At 40.0% G+C, this 16,220-nt stretch carries 16 protein-coding genes; 5 read left to right on the top strand and 11 right to left on the bottom strand.

All coding sequences use genetic code 11. The annotated features are described in order from the left end of the window. Positions 1–90 precede the first annotated feature (90 nt). The 6 genes from dapC to FTU13_RS15390 form a co-directional block, all read right to left on the bottom strand. The gene (gene dapC / locus FTU13_RS15415) at positions 91–1,260 is read right to left on the bottom strand and encodes a succinyldiaminopimelate transaminase (RefSeq protein ID WP_180128755.1); all 1,170 of its coding nucleotides are present in this window, start codon (positions 1,258–1,260) and stop codon (positions 91–93) included. Between the two features lie 24 nt (positions 1,261–1,284). After that, on the bottom strand, positions 1,285–3,951 hold the full coding sequence (gene glnD, locus FTU13_RS15410; RefSeq protein WP_111885989.1) for a [protein-PII] uridylyltransferase: 2,667 nt from the start codon (positions 3,949–3,951) through the stop codon (positions 1,285–1,287). A 29-nt stretch (positions 3,952–3,980) separates the two neighbouring features. Then, on the bottom strand, positions 3,981–5,195 hold the full coding sequence (purT, locus tag FTU13_RS15405; RefSeq protein WP_180128753.1) for a formate-dependent phosphoribosylglycinamide formyltransferase: 1,215 nt from the start codon (positions 5,193–5,195) through the stop codon (positions 3,981–3,983). 160 nt (positions 5,196–5,355) lie between these two features. Beyond that, entirely contained in the window at positions 5,356–5,973 is a 618-nt protein-coding gene (locus FTU13_RS15400; protein ID WP_180128752.1) for a hypothetical protein, read from the bottom strand. Positions 5,974–6,090: 117 nt separating this feature from the next. Beyond that, positions 6,091–6,438, bottom strand: a complete 348-nt coding sequence (gene ygaH, locus FTU13_RS15395; protein ID WP_078189050.1) for an L-valine transporter subunit YgaH — start codon at positions 6,436–6,438, stop codon at positions 6,091–6,093. After that, on the bottom strand, positions 6,435–7,187 hold the full coding sequence (locus tag FTU13_RS15390) for an AzlC family ABC transporter permease (RefSeq protein WP_078194362.1): 753 nt from the start codon (positions 7,185–7,187) through the stop codon (positions 6,435–6,437). Before FTU13_RS15390 ends, ygaH begins: the two co-directional genes overlap by 4 nt. 103 nt (positions 7,188–7,290) lie before the next feature. Here FTU13_RS15390 and FTU13_RS15385 point away from each other — a divergent pair, with 103 nt between their 5' ends. Together FTU13_RS15385 and FTU13_RS15380 are read left to right on the top strand one after the other, a co-directional pair. After that, on the top strand, positions 7,291–7,770 hold the full coding sequence (locus FTU13_RS15385) for a hypothetical protein (RefSeq protein WP_180115304.1): 480 nt from the start codon (positions 7,291–7,293) through the stop codon (positions 7,768–7,770). 434 nt (positions 7,771–8,204) lie between these two features. After that, the gene (locus tag FTU13_RS15380; RefSeq protein ID WP_227591814.1) at positions 8,205–8,363 is read left to right on the top strand and encodes a hypothetical protein; all 159 of its coding nucleotides are present in this window, start codon (positions 8,205–8,207) and stop codon (positions 8,361–8,363) included. A 96-nt stretch (positions 8,364–8,459) separates the two neighbouring features. Here FTU13_RS15380 and FTU13_RS15375 read toward each other — a convergent pair whose 3' ends face one another. Further along, positions 8,460–9,167, bottom strand: a complete 708-nt coding sequence (locus FTU13_RS15375) for a Crp/Fnr family transcriptional regulator (protein ID WP_180115303.1) — start codon at positions 9,165–9,167, stop codon at positions 8,460–8,462. Between the two features lie 100 nt (positions 9,168–9,267). Here FTU13_RS15375 and FTU13_RS15370 point away from each other — a divergent pair, with 100 nt between their 5' ends. Beyond that, positions 9,268–9,807 (top strand): DUF962 domain-containing protein, encoded by a 540-nt coding sequence (locus FTU13_RS15370; protein WP_078194358.1) that lies wholly within the window; start codon positions 9,268–9,270, stop codon positions 9,805–9,807. Positions 9,808–9,871: 64 nt separating this feature from the next. On the opposite strand, the gene FTU13_RS15365 is transcribed toward FTU13_RS15370, so the two are convergent. Together FTU13_RS15365 and ychF are read right to left on the bottom strand one after the other, a co-directional pair. After that, the gene (locus tag FTU13_RS15365; protein ID WP_180134442.1) at positions 9,872–10,306 is read right to left on the bottom strand and encodes a hypothetical protein; all 435 of its coding nucleotides are present in this window, start codon (positions 10,304–10,306) and stop codon (positions 9,872–9,874) included. A gap of 231 nt (positions 10,307–10,537) precedes the next feature. Then, positions 10,538–11,629, bottom strand: a complete 1,092-nt coding sequence (ychF, locus tag FTU13_RS15360; RefSeq protein ID WP_078189045.1) for a redox-regulated ATPase YchF — start codon at positions 11,627–11,629, stop codon at positions 10,538–10,540. A gap of 269 nt (positions 11,630–11,898) precedes the next feature. On the opposite strand from ychF, the gene FTU13_RS15355 reads away from it, so the two are divergent. Further along, positions 11,899–12,663 (top strand): glutathione S-transferase family protein, encoded by a 765-nt coding sequence (locus FTU13_RS15355; RefSeq protein ID WP_180012150.1) that lies wholly within the window; start codon positions 11,899–11,901, stop codon positions 12,661–12,663. A gap of 81 nt (positions 12,664–12,744) precedes the next feature. Here FTU13_RS15355 and FTU13_RS15350 read toward each other — a convergent pair whose 3' ends face one another. After that, positions 12,745–14,073, bottom strand: a complete 1,329-nt coding sequence (locus FTU13_RS15350) for a hypothetical protein (protein ID WP_180161130.1) — start codon at positions 14,071–14,073, stop codon at positions 12,745–12,747. A 482-nt stretch (positions 14,074–14,555) separates the two neighbouring features. Here FTU13_RS15350 and FTU13_RS15345 point away from each other — a divergent pair, with 482 nt between their 5' ends. Continuing rightward, on the top strand, positions 14,556–15,026 hold the full coding sequence (locus FTU13_RS15345) for an Lrp/AsnC family transcriptional regulator (protein WP_111885999.1): 471 nt from the start codon (positions 14,556–14,558) through the stop codon (positions 15,024–15,026). An 89-nt stretch (positions 15,027–15,115) separates the two neighbouring features. Here the strand turns inward: FTU13_RS15345 and FTU13_RS15340 are convergent, their stop codons facing one another. Then, positions 15,116–15,868 (bottom strand): YebC/PmpR family DNA-binding transcriptional regulator, encoded by a 753-nt coding sequence (locus FTU13_RS15340; protein WP_078194353.1) that lies wholly within the window; start codon positions 15,866–15,868, stop codon positions 15,116–15,118. Positions 15,869–16,220: the final 352 nt, after the last annotated feature.

Below are 16,220 nucleotides of genomic sequence, written 5' to 3'. Positions count from 1 at the left end.
GATTAGCTCTGAACGAATGTTAAGAAATGACTCAAATAAAAATGCCCCAAATTAGGGGGCATTTATTTTAAGCAGAACACTTTAAATCAATTAAAGTACTGCTTTTAAGCGACGAATCACTTCTTCACATTGTGCAATATCAGCAACCAGAGCTAAGCGGACATGATTTTCACCCGGATTACCTTGTGCTGTATCACGTGATAAATAACGGCCTGGAAGCACTTTAACGTGTGCTTTTTCCATAAGCATTTTGGCAAAAGTTTCATCATTATCCACTTTTAACCAGTAGTAGAACCCTGCATCAGGTTTTTGTAATGGTAGTAGGTGACCCAGTTCGCGTTGGAATAATTCAAATTTTGCACGGTACTGGACGCGGTTTTCTTCGACGTGTGCTTCGTCATCCCAAGCTGCAATTGAAGCTAACTGGTGTTGAACAGGCATCGCAGCGCCATGATAAGTACGGTATTGTAAATAAGGTTTTAAAAGTGCCGCGTCACCTGCAACAAAGCCAGAACGCATACCCGGTAAGTTAGAGCGCTTAGACAATGAGTGGAATACCACGCAGTTTTTATAGTCATCACGGCCCAATTCAGCACAAACTTCAAGTAGACCAATGGGTGCTTCATCAAACCAAAGCTCTGAGTAGCATTCATCAGATGCAATCACAAAATTATATTGGTCAGACAGAGCGATCAGTTTTTTAAACTGTTCTTTAGAAAGTACTGCACCTGTAGGATTACCCGGTGTGCAGACAAACAGTAAAGCGGTTTTTTCCCAAACTTCAGCTGGCACAGCGTCAAAGTCACCAAGGTAGTTATTTTCTTCTGTACAGTTGATGAAGTAAGGTTCTGCACCCGCAAGTAAAGTTGCGCCTTCATAGATTTGGTAGAACGGATTTGGCATCACCACATAAGGGGCATCTTCACGTTTAATCAAAGCTTGTACAAACGAGAAGATCGCTTCACGCGTACCTGACACCGGCAGTACGTTGGTCTCTGCACTGATGCTATTGAGTTTAAAGCGACGGGTTAACCAGTTTGCAATGCTCGTACGAAGCTCAGGTAAACCCTTGCTGTTTGGGTAAGTGGATAAGTGCTGAAAATTATCAATAATGGCCTGTTTCACAAACTCCGGTGCAGGATGCTTTGGCTCACCAATCGATAGGGGAATCAAAGGCAAATCTGCGGGTTTCACATCCTGAAATAGCTTATTTAGCTTTTCAAATGGATAAGGGTGTAATAATGACAAACTGGAGTTCATGGAATGGATACCGATCAATTTAAGTTAATGATGACTACAAACCTGATTCGAAGCTTCATCGAGTGCTGACTTTAATTGTGCAGCAAACGTTTCCGCTTCTGAATCGCTCATAGGTGAGCCATCTTTTTTAGTGACATAGAAAATATCTTCAGCACGTTCACCGAGCGTCGCAATTTTCGCAGAGTGAATATCTAGGCCTTGCATCATAAATAAACCACCGACTTTAGCGAGTAAGCCCGGATGGTCAAGTGTCGCAATTTCAACCATATTTTGTTGAAGCGCTTCATTAAAAGAAATACTCACGGTATTTTCAATATCAAAATGACGCAGTTGACGTGGAATGCGACGTTGCATCAGGCCTGGGTACTTGTCAGATTGGCTCAAGGCTTTTTTAAGCGCTTCAATAACGGTTTGCTCACGCTCTGGATCTGTTAATAAGGTGCCAAAACGGTCAAGTACAACATAGGTGTCCAAACTAAATGCAGTGGATGCAGTAATAATCCGAGCATCCTGAACGTCTAAATTCATTCTGTCCAAAATTGCCACTGTTGTTGCAAACAAGTTAGGCTGATCTTGGGTGTAAATAAAGATCTGTACTGCATCTTGTGCAAATTTGCGATGTGCTCGCATCAGTACCAATGGTTCTGCATTATTACCATGTTTTAAAATGGCGCGCGTATGCCATGCGATTTCATCGGCAGATTCTTTCAGGAAATATTCATCACCGAGTTCTTGCCAAACAGTTTCTACATCGTAGAGCGAAAAATCGTTGACTAATAGTTCACTGGCCGCAAATTTAGTGTCTTCGATCAGCATTGGATAATCTACAGGACGACCCAAACCAGAACGAATCACATCACGCGCTTGTGTATACAGTTGGCGCATGAGGGATGCACGCCATGTATTCCAAAGCGTCGGATTAGTTGCATTGATATCAGCAACTGTCAATGTGTAAAGATAGTCGAGATGTTCCATGTCGCCCATTTTCTCAGCAAATTCTTTCACCACATCTGGATCGGAAATGTCTTTTTTCTGAGAAGTAACGGACATCAATAGATGGTTTTGAATCAACCATGCGACAAGGTTGCATTCACGTTCAGTAAACCCATGGGTACGGCAGAATTCAATTGCATCTGCTGCACCAAGTTCACTGTGGTCACCGCCGCGACCCTTGGCGATATCATGGAAAATTGCCGCTAAATAAACAATGTCACGGCGCGCCAGTCGTTGGAATACGGAGCTAACGACAGGGAAGTCCTTAGCAAATTCAGGCTCTTTAAAACGGTTTAAATTACGTAGTAGTAATAGGGTATGGGCATCGACAGTGTAAATATGGAACAAGTCGTATTGCATGAGTCCCATGATTTGCCCAAAGGCAGGAATATAGTTGCCGAGCACACCATACCGTTTCATCGCCACCATGGTGTCATATAAACGGTAGGGTGAGCGAATGATTGCCATAAATAAGGCTTGATGTGCAGGATTGTCACGGAAGTTTTGATCAATACGTTTTGCCGCAAGTGACAATAAACGTAAAGTTCGGGCACGAATGCCTTCAATTTCTGGACGATTCGCCAAGAGGTAGAAAATTTCTAAAATAGCACTTGGATTTTCAGAGAAAATTTTATGATGCTGCACCGCCAATTTGCCATCGACTAATTTGAAATTGGCATTGATTTCTTCAATTTTACGTTCATAGTCAGGCAAGCGCGGCGTGATGACAGATTCATTAAAATAAGCCAAGAGCATTTCATTTAACGTCGTCACTTGCTGAGCGCTACGGTAGTAACGTTTCATGAACTGTTCGATTGGATAATTCGGTGATTTACCTTCTTCACGTTGATAGCCAAATTTAGCGGCAATGTCACGTTGATAATCAAACAATAATCGGTTTTCGTCGCGCTTGGTTAAGCGATGTAAATGATGACGAATTTCCCAAAGAAAGCTTTCTGTTTCTTCAAGAACGCCAAGTTCAAACTCTGAAATAAAACCCAAATGTACAAGGTCATAGATGCGATTGACACGGAAATGACGCTTAGCAATCCATCCGATTTGGTTGATATCACGGATACCGCCGGGCGCATTTTTAATATCGGGTTCTAAGTTGCTTTCGGTATTGTTATGTTGAGCATAGCGTTTGGCTTGCTCTTGCATTTTGGCATCATAGAAGGTTTTATCCGTCCATGTCTGTGACACGATACGGCGTGGCCATTTGGCTAGGTGTTCATTGCCCACAATCAAACGTGCTTCGATCAGCGCTGTTGCCACGGTTAAATCATTGGTGGCTTGAGCAACACAATCATTAATAGTACGCACACTGATGCCCGGTTTGAAATTACCAACATCCCAAAGAGTTGAAATAAAGCTGGAGATGAGTTTTTCTTGTTCTGGGCTGATTTCATCTTCGGACAAAATCATGATATCGACGTCGGAGTAAGGCAGCATTTCGCGGCGACCATAGCCACCGACAGCAAATAAACCGAGATCGGTTTGGTCGAGTTCAGCATGTGTCCATAAGAACTTTAAGGCTTCATCGATTAGATTCGAACGAGCCAAAATCACATCACGAATCGACTGTCCATTTTCAAAGCATTCCTGTAGCTGATTTTCAACATCTGAGCGCCATTGGTTAATCGCCTGAATGTCGTGGTTACTTTTAATGTAATTCAGCAGAGGAAGCGTATTGATCATGAACAGTGGTCCGTTAAGGTGTTACAAACTTAGTTTTGTTGAACACTGACTTGTTGTGCAGCATGTTGAGCAAGTTCACGCGCGTGATCTGTGGTTTCAGCGCGTGCTGTTGCTACGCCCATACGGCGACGTTTAAAGCCTTTTGGTTTACCAAAGAGGCGTAAATCGGTGTCTGGATTAGCCAAAGCAAGATTTAAGCCAGTAAATGATAAATTGGTATCATCCACGCCTGCATAGATGACTGCGCTTGCAGCAGTACTGTGTCGAGCAGTATTCACAGGCAGACCAAGAATGGCACGTGCATGCAGTTCGAATTCGCTTTGGAATTGTGATGCAAGAGTGACAAGGCCTGTATCGTGTGGACGAGGTGATACCTCACTAAACCATACTTTATCGCCTTTGACAAACAGTTCCACCCCAAAAATGCCACATCCACCTAATGCAATGGTTACTTTATTGGCAATACGCTTGGCTTCCTCTAAAGCAAGAGCAGTCATGATTTGTGGCTGCCAACTTTCTACATAGTCACCAGCGTCTTGGCGGTGGCCAATCGGGTCGCAAAATGATGTTTCAATTTCACCTGTTTCTGCATTTTTAGCACGAACAGTCAGCAGGGTGATTTCAAAGTCAAAGTCAATTTGTGATTCTACGATCACAGTACCTTGATTTACACGTCCACCTGTTTGTGCATATTCCCAAGCAGCATCGACTTCATCAAAGCTTTTTACACGTGACTGTCCTTTACCCGAAGACGACATGACAGGCTTAACAAAGTTTGGATAACCAATGTCATCGCATGCAGCACGGAACGCTTCAAGGGTATTGGCAAAGCGGTAGGCTGAAGTCGGGAGTCCAAGCTCTTCGGCAGCTAGACGGCGAATCCCTTCACGATTCATTGTCAGGTTGACAGCTTTTGCAGAAGGAATGACAGTGGCAATATTTTGTTCTTCAATCTCGACTAAAACTTGAGTCGCAATAGCTTCAATTTCAGGAACAATCAAATGAGGCTTAACTTGAGCAATTAAAGCTTTAAGTGCCTCAGGATCTGCCATATTTAAAGTATGAGAAAAATGTGCAACTTGCATGGCAGGAGCATGGTCATAACGATCGGCAGCATGAACTTCTACACCCAAACGTTGCAATGAAATCACAACTTCTTTACCGAGTTCACCAGAACCTAACAGTAAGACTTTATACGCTGAAGACTGAAGTGGAGTACCAATAGTGACGCTCATGTAAATCATCCATGCTTGATTTTATGGGAATTTAAGCATAGCAGAACTTGTTCGAGAGATAAGCGAGTGTTCACATAAATAAATGATATTGTCCAACAATTTTTTTTATATCTTTATGGGTAAGTGTTCATGTAATTATTTACCTGTGAAAATCTTTAAAAAGTGGTATTTAGTTGTTTTTATTTAAATTTACTTTAAATATACCTGCATTTTTTACAGATGCAGGGAATGGTAAAATTTCCAAATTTGTACATTGAAGCGCACGGAGCTGCACAGATGTTTGATGGAAGTTGGACCAGTACAGTAAACCAAGCAGTGGTGCGGTGCATATACATAAAATCAATATTAAGCCAATTAAAATGGCAGTGAAATAGAGTGCGTCTGTAGCCACCGATAGAAGGTGAAATGATGAATTGAGCCATGCGCCAATGCTGAAAATACACAATAGAAAAATCAATAAGAAGCCGGTCAGCTGCAGAAAATTCCTAAAAAAGCGGGGTATCGAGATGTGTGAAAACATCAGGCGACGCGGATGTAAGTGCAGAATCTGCTGTGTGCAGTTATATAAGCCCACAATCTTTTGTTGCTGATTTTTCTCTATATAAATGGCGCGGATCAGATCTGCAGGTTGGTAATGTACAGCGCAGAAATTACCACTGAACAGCTGGTTTTGAATGAAGCATTGAAAATATACGCTTTCTATGGGCTTTTGCAGTCCCCAGCTTAATTCAGATGGTTGTCTAGAATGAATATAAATTTTGCCTTGAATACAATGGTGCTTTGCCATCTATTGGTTTTCGCTACATTTTTTATGTTATGCGTTGACTATTTCATAAATATTGCAAATTAAAAAGTACAGGCTAAAGAAGCGCGTACTTGAGGGGGGATTGTCGCTGTCTCGGCTTTAGAGATGAAAAGGTATATAGGTATAGACTAAGCCGTAAGTCAGTGCCGCAGTCAGTGTAGCAGGGACAATTTTTTTAAACTTAAAATACAAGCCTGCAAGCACCGCAAATCCAACCAACATGGCAAAGCTTTTATTTGGGGTTTCAAGCAGAGGCGGTAAGGTTGCAACCACCAACATTGAACTAATTGCGGCAATGCCAATCGAGCCCAAAGCGATTTTGAGCCATAAAGAACCACGCTGTTGTGAACCTTGCTGAAATTTTTGAATAACAAAAAATGGCCCAAACCGTGATGCAAAATTCGCAATTCCGACCAAGATCCCGACCAAGATAATTTCTAGATTCATGATGCTTCACCCATATGTTCAGGATCAGGTTTTTTTAAGACATAATGTTTGAATAAACCGGCAAAAATACCAGAAGAAATACCGATAAAAATCGCAGCAGACAAGTCGATAAAGTAACAAGCAATCGCAGAAACAATAATTGTAACCGTGACCACAAATGTATGTTTTTTCTCAAATGCTGCGAGTAAAAAGCTTAAAAACAATGCAGGCAGTAGGAAGTCGAGTGCAGCTTGTAAAAATTGTGGAAGGTTACTGACTTGATCGGCAAATAAACCGCCTAAAAATGAGCCTGTTGCCCAAGACAGCCAACTAAATAAGCTGAGTCCTAACATCCAAGATTCTGACCATTCTTGACGACGTTGCGACAGTTTGATCATACCTGATGCAAAAACTTCGTCGGTTAAACCCCAAGCCCAAACTGCCGTTTTCTTTAAATTGAGTCGGTCTTGAATCAGGTTTTGTAAAGCAGGACCGTAGAGCAAATGGCGTATATCGAGAGCAATCACAGTGAGTGCAGTCATCCAAATGGATGTTCCACTTCCCAGTAACGCAACGACGAGAAACTGACTGGCACCGGCATACATAGAGCAAGATAAAAATAAGGCTTCCCACGCAGTGAAACCAAATTGAGTCGCAGAAACCCCAAATGCAAAAGAAACAGGAAGATAGGTAAAGATAATGGCTTGACTATCTTTAGCACCTTGCCAAAAACCCGCAGGCTGAACTGTAGGAAGTTTGTGCTCAGACACGACACACCTTTGAAAGAGTTGAACAACAGGTCAAATGATGATTGAGTATTGTACGCGAATTCACTAGCATATTGCCGAATATGTTTGCTGAAATGAGCTGGATATGCAGAGGTTAAAGATGCGTGGGATACTGATTGTTTCATTATTGAGCAGCACGGTGTTGTTGCAGGCCTGTGGTAATGATGGAGCTGAACAAGCTCAAGTCGAAATTAAAGCAGCACCCAAATTAACCAATGATGCAACGGAGTATGCTGCCAAAGCTTGGGCGTTTATCAATGAAGTCGATCCGATTGTTTATGCAAAACAAGTCGATCAGATGGAAGAGAAAGTTCGTATTCCAGCGCGTAAATTGAGTACGGAATGGCGTATCAATGTCAAAATGACCGATTCTGTGACTGAAGGCAAATACGCGCTGTGTCGTAAGGCTTTGACAAGTCTGGAAATTTGGGCACGTGAAAGTATTGATCAGAGTTCGACTGTTGCACAAAAGCAAGCAGATTATGAGCGTGATAAAAATCAATGCAAAGGTGCGATTGAAAACCCTGAACTCGGAAATACCGATCCGAAAAAAATAGGCGTTTAACTTGATCAAAGCAGTGAATTTTCACTGCTTTTTTTTTAGAAAATATCAAAAAACAAGAATAAATCTATAATAGAGTATTGGGAAATCCTCCTAAAAGCATCGCTATTTCATATAAAAAATTAAATCAGTGCGCTGCAGTAGTATTGAGCTAAATTCCAAATTGCATGGTTTTTTTCTGAAGTTAAATAGATAAAGCATTGATAATGAATAGTAAAAATATCTTTTGAGAAAAATTTATTGATAAAAATCCCCCATTTTAGAACGCCAGTCGTCTGACCTTCTCTTTAATTAATATCTACAAAATATTAATGATACAAAGTATGGATAATGTGATAAAAAATTAAAATTATCATTATTTGATAAAGTATGTAAAAATTACTGCGTAAAAGATGAAGTATGTAAGTTAAATTAAAGACGTTGAATAGGTGATTAAGATGAAAAAAACATTAATGAAGTTATCGGTTTTGGCTGTTTTGACTACAGCGGTCAATGTACAAGCAGCGACTGAAGACAAATCAGAAGCATCAACTCAAGAAGTTGCAGCATGTACAAATGGTTTTGACAGTGTAAATGTTTGCCAATTATTGTCGTGATTAAAACTCGATAAAGCGAAGTGCCACAAATAAAAGCAAAATAACTATAAAGAATCATTCTGGTGCAATTAAATGCACTTATTTAAATCACAAATGTCAGACATCATGCACAGGAAGTGCATGAGCAATCTGATGTAACTGCGCTAGATCTAAAATTTCAATTTTTTTAAACGCAACACGAAGCACCTGCATTTTTTCCAATTGCTGAAGCTCCTGATTGACTGATTGCCGTGAGCAATTCAAAAGTTGAGCAAGTTGTTCCTGCGAGATGTGTATGGTGTGTTGCTCAATTTCCAAATGATTTCCATATCCATTTAAAATAAACAGCAGGCGCTGTGCGAGACGTTGACTTAAACTTTGCGTTTGTAAGGCAATGAGTTCCATAAAAGCATAGCGAAGCTTTTGACTGGTGAGCTGGGCAATATGAAACCAAAACTCGGGGTGTTGTTGTAATAATTGCTGAATTGCTTGAGCTGGTAAGTGTAATAAGGTGGATTTTTTGGTACAGACGGCATCGTGAGAACGTGGTAATTGGTCAACCAAGGATATTTCGCCAAACCACATAATCGGCTCAGCTATGGCGGCAATCGCTTCTTTGCCATGAATATCAATATAGCCTAAGCGAACTGCGCCTTCTAAGACAGCATACATACCATTAAAACGCTGTCCTGATAAAAAAACACGTGCGTCTTTTTCGAAAGTTAAGGTCAGGGCATGGCGGCAGATAAAGTCTTGGAAGGAAATATTTAAGCCTGAATACCATACGTTTTTATTGAGTTGATGCACATATTGAGCGTCCAGCACAGCATATCCTTATTTTATGGTCCAACTTGTCTATTAGTTGACAACTTTATTGATGCATTTTTTATATAGTGAAATGAGTGAATGAACAAGGAGTAAGTTAATGAGCAAACTTGAAAGATTGCTAAGCCAGTATGCAGCATATCATTTAGATCGAAAAAATGTGCTGACGCATTTTGTGGGTATTCCGCTTATTGTATTTTCGATTATGTGTCTAACAGCACGAGCAGGGCTAATGATTTCAGGTTTTGAACTGACCCTTGCATTGTTGTTGATTATTGCCAGTGTTATTTATTACCTGAGTTTAGATAAAATTTTCGGTTTGATTATGCTTTTGGTATTTGCCGTCACGTATCCCTTAGCCTTAATGATCGCAAAAATGAGCCTTATGTCATGGCTGATTTGGAGTGTGGGGATCTTTGTAGTGGGGTGGATCATCCAGTTTATCGGCCATTATTATGAAAAGAAAAAGCCTGCGTTTATGGATGATGTTATTGGCTTGGCAATAGGACCTTTATTTGTCCTAGCTGAGTTTGTGTTTCTACTAGGCTTTCGTAAAGAGCTTGAACAACGCATGCTGACAGAAGCAAGAAGACAGCGCGCAGAGATGGATGCAAAAGCATTACAAACTGCTCACCCATAAATGATTTGAATAAAAAAGCCGGATAATTCCGGCTTTTTTTTGCGATGTGTTAATTCTCAACTGTTTATGATTTCACAGCAGCTTTATGTTGTTCCGCTGCGACCTTTTGTGCAGCGATTTTTGCTTTTGCGTCAGTATTTGCAGCTTTGGCAGCATGGGCTGAAGTTTTAGCTTCTGATTTTGCTTGTGTTGCAAGATGCTGTGCTTGAGCTGCATCATGTTTTGCTAATTTTTGATTATGTTTCACTTTACTCTGAGTCAATTGGCTGGCTTGTTTTGCATCGTGTCGAGCGACTTTTGCATCATGCTGTGCAACTTGTGCTGCATGTGTAGCAGTACGTTCCTGATGTTTTGCATCTTTAGCAATGGAAACACAAGTACCAACTTTATGGTTTGCACCTGTACCACCTGTAAGTGTGGTGCCTTGTGGACATGCAAACGCAGTTGCACTAAGCATTGTAAAGATACCTGCTGTTAGAATTTTGCTGATTTTTTTCATTGCTATTGTTCTATGAAAATAGGCATTAGTGCCTATGAGTAAATTTATAGCAGAATATTCGAGAGTTAAGTTGTTGCACTGTGGCCACTTGGCAATTAAATCAAGTATTCGTGTCGATATAATTTTGTTTTTAAGCAGGTTTTAAGTTTTTAAATATGCTTATTTTTTGGCTTGGGCTTTTGCCTAAAATTAAAAAAGCCAGCAAATTGCTGGCTTTTTATGGGTACTGTCTTATACGTTAAAACGGAAGTGTAAAACATCGCCATCTTGAACGATGTATGTTTTACCTTCTAAACGCCATTTACCCGCTTCTTTAGCGCCAGCTTCACCGTTGTATTGAACGAAGTCGTTGTAGGCAACACATTCAGCACGAATAAAGCCTTTTTCGAAGTCAGTGTGAATCACACCAGCAGCTTGAGGTGCAGTTGCACCAATTTTCACTGTCCAAGCACGAACTTCTTGTACACCCGCTGTGAAGTAAGTTTGAAGACCGAGTAGGCCATAACCTGCACGAATAACCACATTTAAACCTGGTTCTTCCATGCCTAACGCTTCAAGGAATTCAGCTCGATCTTCATCTTCAAGTAGGGAAATTTCTGCTTCGATTTGGTTGCAAAGTGGAACCACAATCGCATTTTCTTCAGCAGCCAATTTTTGTACTGCTTCTAAGTGAGGATTATTTTCGAAACCATCTTCTGCAACGTTGGCAATATACATGGTTGGTTTAAGGGTTAAGAAACCATAACCACGCACCAATTTACGTTCATCTTCATCAAGGTCTGCAGCACGCGCAGGTTTACCTTCATCCAGTAAAGGTAAAATTTTGTCTAAAACAGCTTTGGTCGCAATCGCTTCTTTATCGCCACCTTTTGCAGATTTTGCTAGACGTGTAATTGCTTTAGAAACAGCTTCTAAGTCAGCAAGTGCAAGTTCAGTGTTGATCGTTGCGATATCGTCAAGTGGGTCAATTTTGCCATTTACGTGAATGACATTTTCGTCTTCAAAACAACGTACAACATGTGCAATAGCATCAGTTTCACGAATGTTAGCTAAGAATTGGTTACCAAGGCCTTCACCTTTAGATGCACCAGCAACGAGACCTGCGATATCTACAAATTCCATCGTGGTTGGGACAACACGTTGCGGGTTTACAATTTCAGCAAGTTTATCCATACGTGGGTCAGGTACAGGTACGATCCCAGTATTTGGCTCAATTGTACAGAATGGGAAGTTTTCAGCAGCAATCGCAGCTTTGGTTAATGCGTTGAAAAGCGTTGATTTACCAACGTTCGGCAGGCCGACAATACCACAGTTAAAACCCATGAAATAACTCACAAAGTATTATAAAAAAATTGTGGATGATTTTACATGAAAGCCATAATAAAGTCAGGTGATATGGGAAGGAGAATGTATATCTTATTGAATCGCGCTGAGATCGAGATGAATTCACGTCTGAATAAAGCTTAAGTTGTACTACGGATGCAGAATAGGTGCAAAAATGACATTGTGTTTCAATAACACAGTGACTAAAGTATCCCTATAAAATTACGGGGTCTTATAAACCACAGTTACAACAAAAACTTGGAGCATTTATGCGAACTCTCTACCAGTTTCCACTCTCACATTTTTGTGAAAAGGCGCGCTGGTTACTCGATCATAAAGAGTTGGATTATGTGGCTCATAATTTAATGCCGGGTGTACATCGTGCATTTGCACAGCTTAAAACAGGGCAAAACAAATTACCGATTTTACGTGATCAAGATCATTGGGTTGCAGATTCAACTCAAATCGCCTTTTACTTGGATGCGACCTACCCCGAACATAGTCTGATCCGTCCAGATGTCAAACTGCGTGAAGACGCTTTAGAAATTAATGAACTCTCCATTGAGTTAGGCCAACATGTGCGCCGTTGGGGGTTGGCACATGTATTAAATGAAAGTGAAGAATCACTTGATATTTTAATTGGTGAAAAGGGCTATTTACGTCAGTTTGAAAAATATTCCAAGCCCATTATAAAGGCACTGGTTTCTAAAGGTTATCAATTAGATACGGATAAGGTTGCGGCTTCACGTGAGCGATTGGACGAAATTGTGGTTGATTTAAATCAACGTCTGATCGAACAAGGTGGGCGTTATTTTGTAGGCGACCGATTAGGTTTGGCTGATATTGCAGTGTGTTCAATGTTGGCGCCGATATTAGAGATTGTTGGAACGCCGTGGGAAAAAGAGCATGGCGAAACCTTGTCAGAAGAGTTTAAAGCTTACAAAGCCTATTTGAGCGATTTGCCTTTAGGTCAATATGTGCAACGTATATACCAAACAGAACGTAACGCACGTGTAGATTGGCGTGGTGTATAAGCTCTTTATATGAAAACTTTGCGTCATACTGCTTTAAAAAAGCGCGCCTAACAGCGCGCTTTTTCATCAGACATTCAATCCTTAAATATAGCTTTGTTGTTGAATATCCATAATATTCAACACTGGACTGATACTATCGGCTTGTAAAGTATTCAGCGGCATAACAGGGTAGAAGATATTGCCTAGCGCATCCTTAATACTTGGGATGATGGTGGAGATATCAAAATCACCTTGAGCAGAACCTAAATTTTCCAATAGGTCATTAATATTAGGTAATTGGCCTGTGAGGTTTTCAGTCAATTGGTTGAACTGATCCGAGATTGAACCCAGATCAATTTTTTCTGCAGCAAGATTGCCGAGTAAATCGCCAAGATCTGGAATGGTCAGTTGATCGAGGAACTGAGTCGCTTCACCATTGCTGTCCATCAGAGCAATGACTGGTTTCAACGAGTCAATCACTTGATTTAAATCAGTTGAAAGCGTCAGTAAGGATGGATTGTTGACCACATCCAAAATGGTGCTCACGCTATTTAATACATCATAAATCGCTTTGACGGTTTGAGCCTGATCCGTATCGATGACATCGCTTTTTGCCAGTAAATCTAAAAGCGGATTAAGTCCTTTGATCACCCCTGAAATGGTCTCAGGGATATTGCCTTGGTTGGCTGATGAAATGGCGGTCACTAGATTGGTCACACTTCCAATCACAGTCGGTAAAGCATGACTCAATTGTTCCATATCAATAGATGAGTTGTCTTTATTGATTGAAGCTAATAAAGGTAGGAGGGCGCTCGTTGCACCTTGTGCAATTTGCCCAAAGTCGATGTTTCCAGAAGACGAGCTCCCAATCATCTGAATAATGGGTTGCGCATATTCTAAAACTTGGTTGAGTGTATTGATAATTTGTGTTGCATCCGTTGACCCTGTTGCGCTTCCAAGCATAGCAAGCAGTGGTTTTATGGCATTTACAGCGCTACTAATATTGTCAGGAAGATTGCCTTGGTTATTGGTGCTACTCAGTAAACTTTGCAAGCTGTTGACAATGGTAGGTAAAGATTGAACCAACTGATTCATCTCTGCTGAGCCAGCGTTGCTACCTAAGTTTTGTAGGAGTGGTTGCAGAGTTGTCATCAATGTCTTGAGTGCATCCGAATTTGAACCGTTATTGGATGTAAGACTTTGAATCGTGCTAATCACTTGGGGCAGCGTTTTAGTCAGTGCGCTAAAATCAAAAGACTTTGTCCCACCTAAATTACCTAATAATCCTGTCAGCGTATCCGTGATGTTGGTTGTAGGTTTAAGCGGGCTAAGTAGGTTACTGACCGTGCTGCTAATTGTATTGAGCTGTAGGGAAGGACTAAGTACAGAACTTAATTTTGAGCTGAGTGAACTCAGTGATTTAATTGCCATGTTTATTCTTCCGTTTTTGTTTTTTTGTATATTTATGAACCGCCGCTATTTTTTAATGTAATTACCAAACCAAGTAAATAAGTGAAAAAAAAGAAATGTGACATAGAGCGCACATTGAAAAATAAAGTAAAAATAAAAAATTGAAAAATATAAATAAAATATCTTTCCCTTTTATCAGAAATTGATTTATTCAGATCAATGGAATGCATCGAGAAGCTTTATTGGTAGGTTGTCTAAAGACGTTATTTAGAATATAAAAACTAAACTTTGATGAAAAAACATTCATTTAAACACGATATTTATGCAAATTATTATGTTCATAATGCATATGAGCTTTATTATTTTTAATAAATCATGCTATACATGAGAAAACTTGCACATAAATGCTGATTTTAAAACTTAAAATAACATTGAAAATGACAACAGGTGTTTGATGAATCGGGATCATCAGCACTGTTTTCAAAAATGGCTGGAGTAGACTGATGGAACTAGACCGTTTTGATAAACAAATTTTAGAAATTTTGACCCATGAAGATGTCAACTTAAATGAACTGTCAGAGCGGGTGAATTTATCGGTCAGTTCAGTTCATCGTCGGATCAAACAATTGATTGATCACAATATTATCAGTGGTCTAAAACGTGAAATTAATTATCAAAAATTGGGCTTTAGTTTGCATGTGCTGCTACAGGTGTCCTTAAGCAAACATGATACAGATACTTTTGCTAAATTTTTAGAAGCATTAGAAAGTATTCCAGAAGTCATTAATGCATTTTTGGTGACAGGGCAGTCTGCCGATTTTATTGTGGAAGTCGTTGCACGAGATATGGAAAACTATAGTGAAATTTTACTCAAACGCATTGGTAAAATTGAACATGTGGTCGCATTACATTCGAGCTTTGTAATTAAACAATATAATGTTTTTAACTGTAATGGCTTATTAAATAAGGTTTAAATGCAGCCCTCATATATAAACTCAAACAGTTGAAAGCTAGGCAATAAAAAACGCACCGAAGGGTGCGTTTTATACTTCATTCGATTGAATTAAAGAGCTTCTAATTCAGCCATCACTTCATCTGTAAATTCAACGTTGGTATACACGTTTTGAACGTCGTCTAGATCTTCAAACATATCAATCATTTTGATGATTTTTTTCGCTTGTTCGATATCTGAAATTAACGCTTTAGTTGAAGGGTTCATGACCACTTCGGCGTTATCAGATTTTAAACCTGCTGCTGCAAGTGCATCCTGAACCTCACCGAAAGTTTCAGGTGTGGTGATAACTAGAATTTCATCTTCATCTACTTCAATATCTTCAGCACCAGCTTCTAAAGCGATGTCCATGATTTGATCTTCTAAAGAAACATCTTCAAAAGTAATCTCACCACGTTTAGTAAACATATAAGCCACTGAACCTGCAGTACCTAAATTACCATCAGTTTTCGAGAAGCAATGACGAACGTCAGGAACAGTACGGTTCAAGTTATCCGTCATTGTTTCAATGATGACCGCAACACCACCAACGCCATATCCTTCGTAGGTTACTTCTTTTAGATCGGTATTTTCTTCACCACCCACACCACGTTGGATCGCACGGTTGATGGTGTCACGTGTCATGTTTGCAACTAATGCTTTTTCAACAACAGCACGTAAACGTGGGTTAGACGCTACATCACCGCCGCCTAAGCGTGCAGCTGTCACGATTTCACGGATAAATTTTGTGAATACTTTAGCGCGGCTTGCATCTTGTTTTGCTTTACGATGCTTAGTATTAGCCCACTTGGAATGACCCGCCATGCGAAATATGCTCCTTGTAGATTGGCCTTATGCCTATCAAATTGAGCAAATTCTACCATAATGGCTTTTTTGTGTGAAAGTACTGGATTTCAGGAAATGTGTAGTTGAAAAAAAAATATCCAAATTTGAGAAAATAATGAGAAATGTCAAAACACTCGTATTGTAATTTTTCTTATGATGAGAATCGGGCTGAAAGAGTAAGTTCGATCTTTTTATAAAAGGAAGCTCTGTACACGACAAAAATAGATAACTCATTGAAATAATGTCACAATAATTGTTTTCTAACGACGAATACTATGACACATCTCAATGAGTTATATCTTATCTTAAACAAATCTCTAAAATGGAACAA

The organism is Acinetobacter sp. YH12064, from assembly GCF_013419735.1.
GTDB lineage: Bacteria > Pseudomonadota > Gammaproteobacteria > Pseudomonadales > Moraxellaceae > Acinetobacter > Acinetobacter amyesii.
Note: the sequence above shows the minus strand (reverse complement) of the source record. Positions and strands in the feature narration are given on the sequence as shown.

Bases quoted from the DNA above. Each gene is read 5' to 3' on its own strand.
- FTU13_RS15345 (WP_111885999.1), top strand. From the start codon at position 14,556: ATGGAACTAGACCGTTTTGATAAACAAATTTTAGAAATTTTGACCCAT.
- FTU13_RS15400 (WP_180128752.1), bottom strand. From the start codon at position 5,973: ATGGCAAAGCACCATTGTATTCAAGGCAAAATTTATATTCATTCTAGA.
- FTU13_RS15355 (WP_180012150.1), top strand. From the start codon at position 11,899: ATGCGAACTCTCTACCAGTTTCCACTCTCACATTTTTGTGAAAAGGCG.
- FTU13_RS15350 (WP_180161130.1), bottom strand. From the start codon at position 14,073: ATGGCAATTAAATCACTGAGTTCACTCAGCTCAAAATTAAGTTCTGTA.
- ychF (WP_078189045.1), bottom strand. From the start codon at position 11,629: ATGGGTTTTAACTGTGGTATTGTCGGCCTGCCGAACGTTGGTAAATCA.
- FTU13_RS15340 (WP_078194353.1), bottom strand. From the start codon at position 15,868: ATGGCGGGTCATTCCAAGTGGGCTAATACTAAGCATCGTAAAGCAAAA.
- FTU13_RS15380 (WP_227591814.1), top strand. From the start codon at position 8,205: ATGAAAAAAACATTAATGAAGTTATCGGTTTTGGCTGTTTTGACTACA.
- glnD (WP_111885989.1), bottom strand. From the start codon at position 3,951: ATGATCAATACGCTTCCTCTGCTGAATTACATTAAAAGTAACCACGAC.
- purT (WP_180128753.1), bottom strand. From the start codon at position 5,195: ATGATTTACATGAGCGTCACTATTGGTACTCCACTTCAGTCTTCAGCG.
- FTU13_RS15385 (WP_180115304.1), top strand. From the start codon at position 7,291: ATGCAGAGGTTAAAGATGCGTGGGATACTGATTGTTTCATTATTGAGC.
- FTU13_RS15365 (WP_180134442.1), bottom strand. From the start codon at position 10,306: ATGAAAAAAATCAGCAAAATTCTAACAGCAGGTATCTTTACAATGCTT.
- dapC (WP_180128755.1), bottom strand. From the start codon at position 1,260: ATGAACTCCAGTTTGTCATTATTACACCCTTATCCATTTGAAAAGCTA.
- ygaH (WP_078189050.1), bottom strand. From the start codon at position 6,438: ATGAATCTAGAAATTATCTTGGTCGGGATCTTGGTCGGAATTGCGAAT.
- FTU13_RS15370 (WP_078194358.1), top strand. From the start codon at position 9,268: ATGAGCAAACTTGAAAGATTGCTAAGCCAGTATGCAGCATATCATTTA.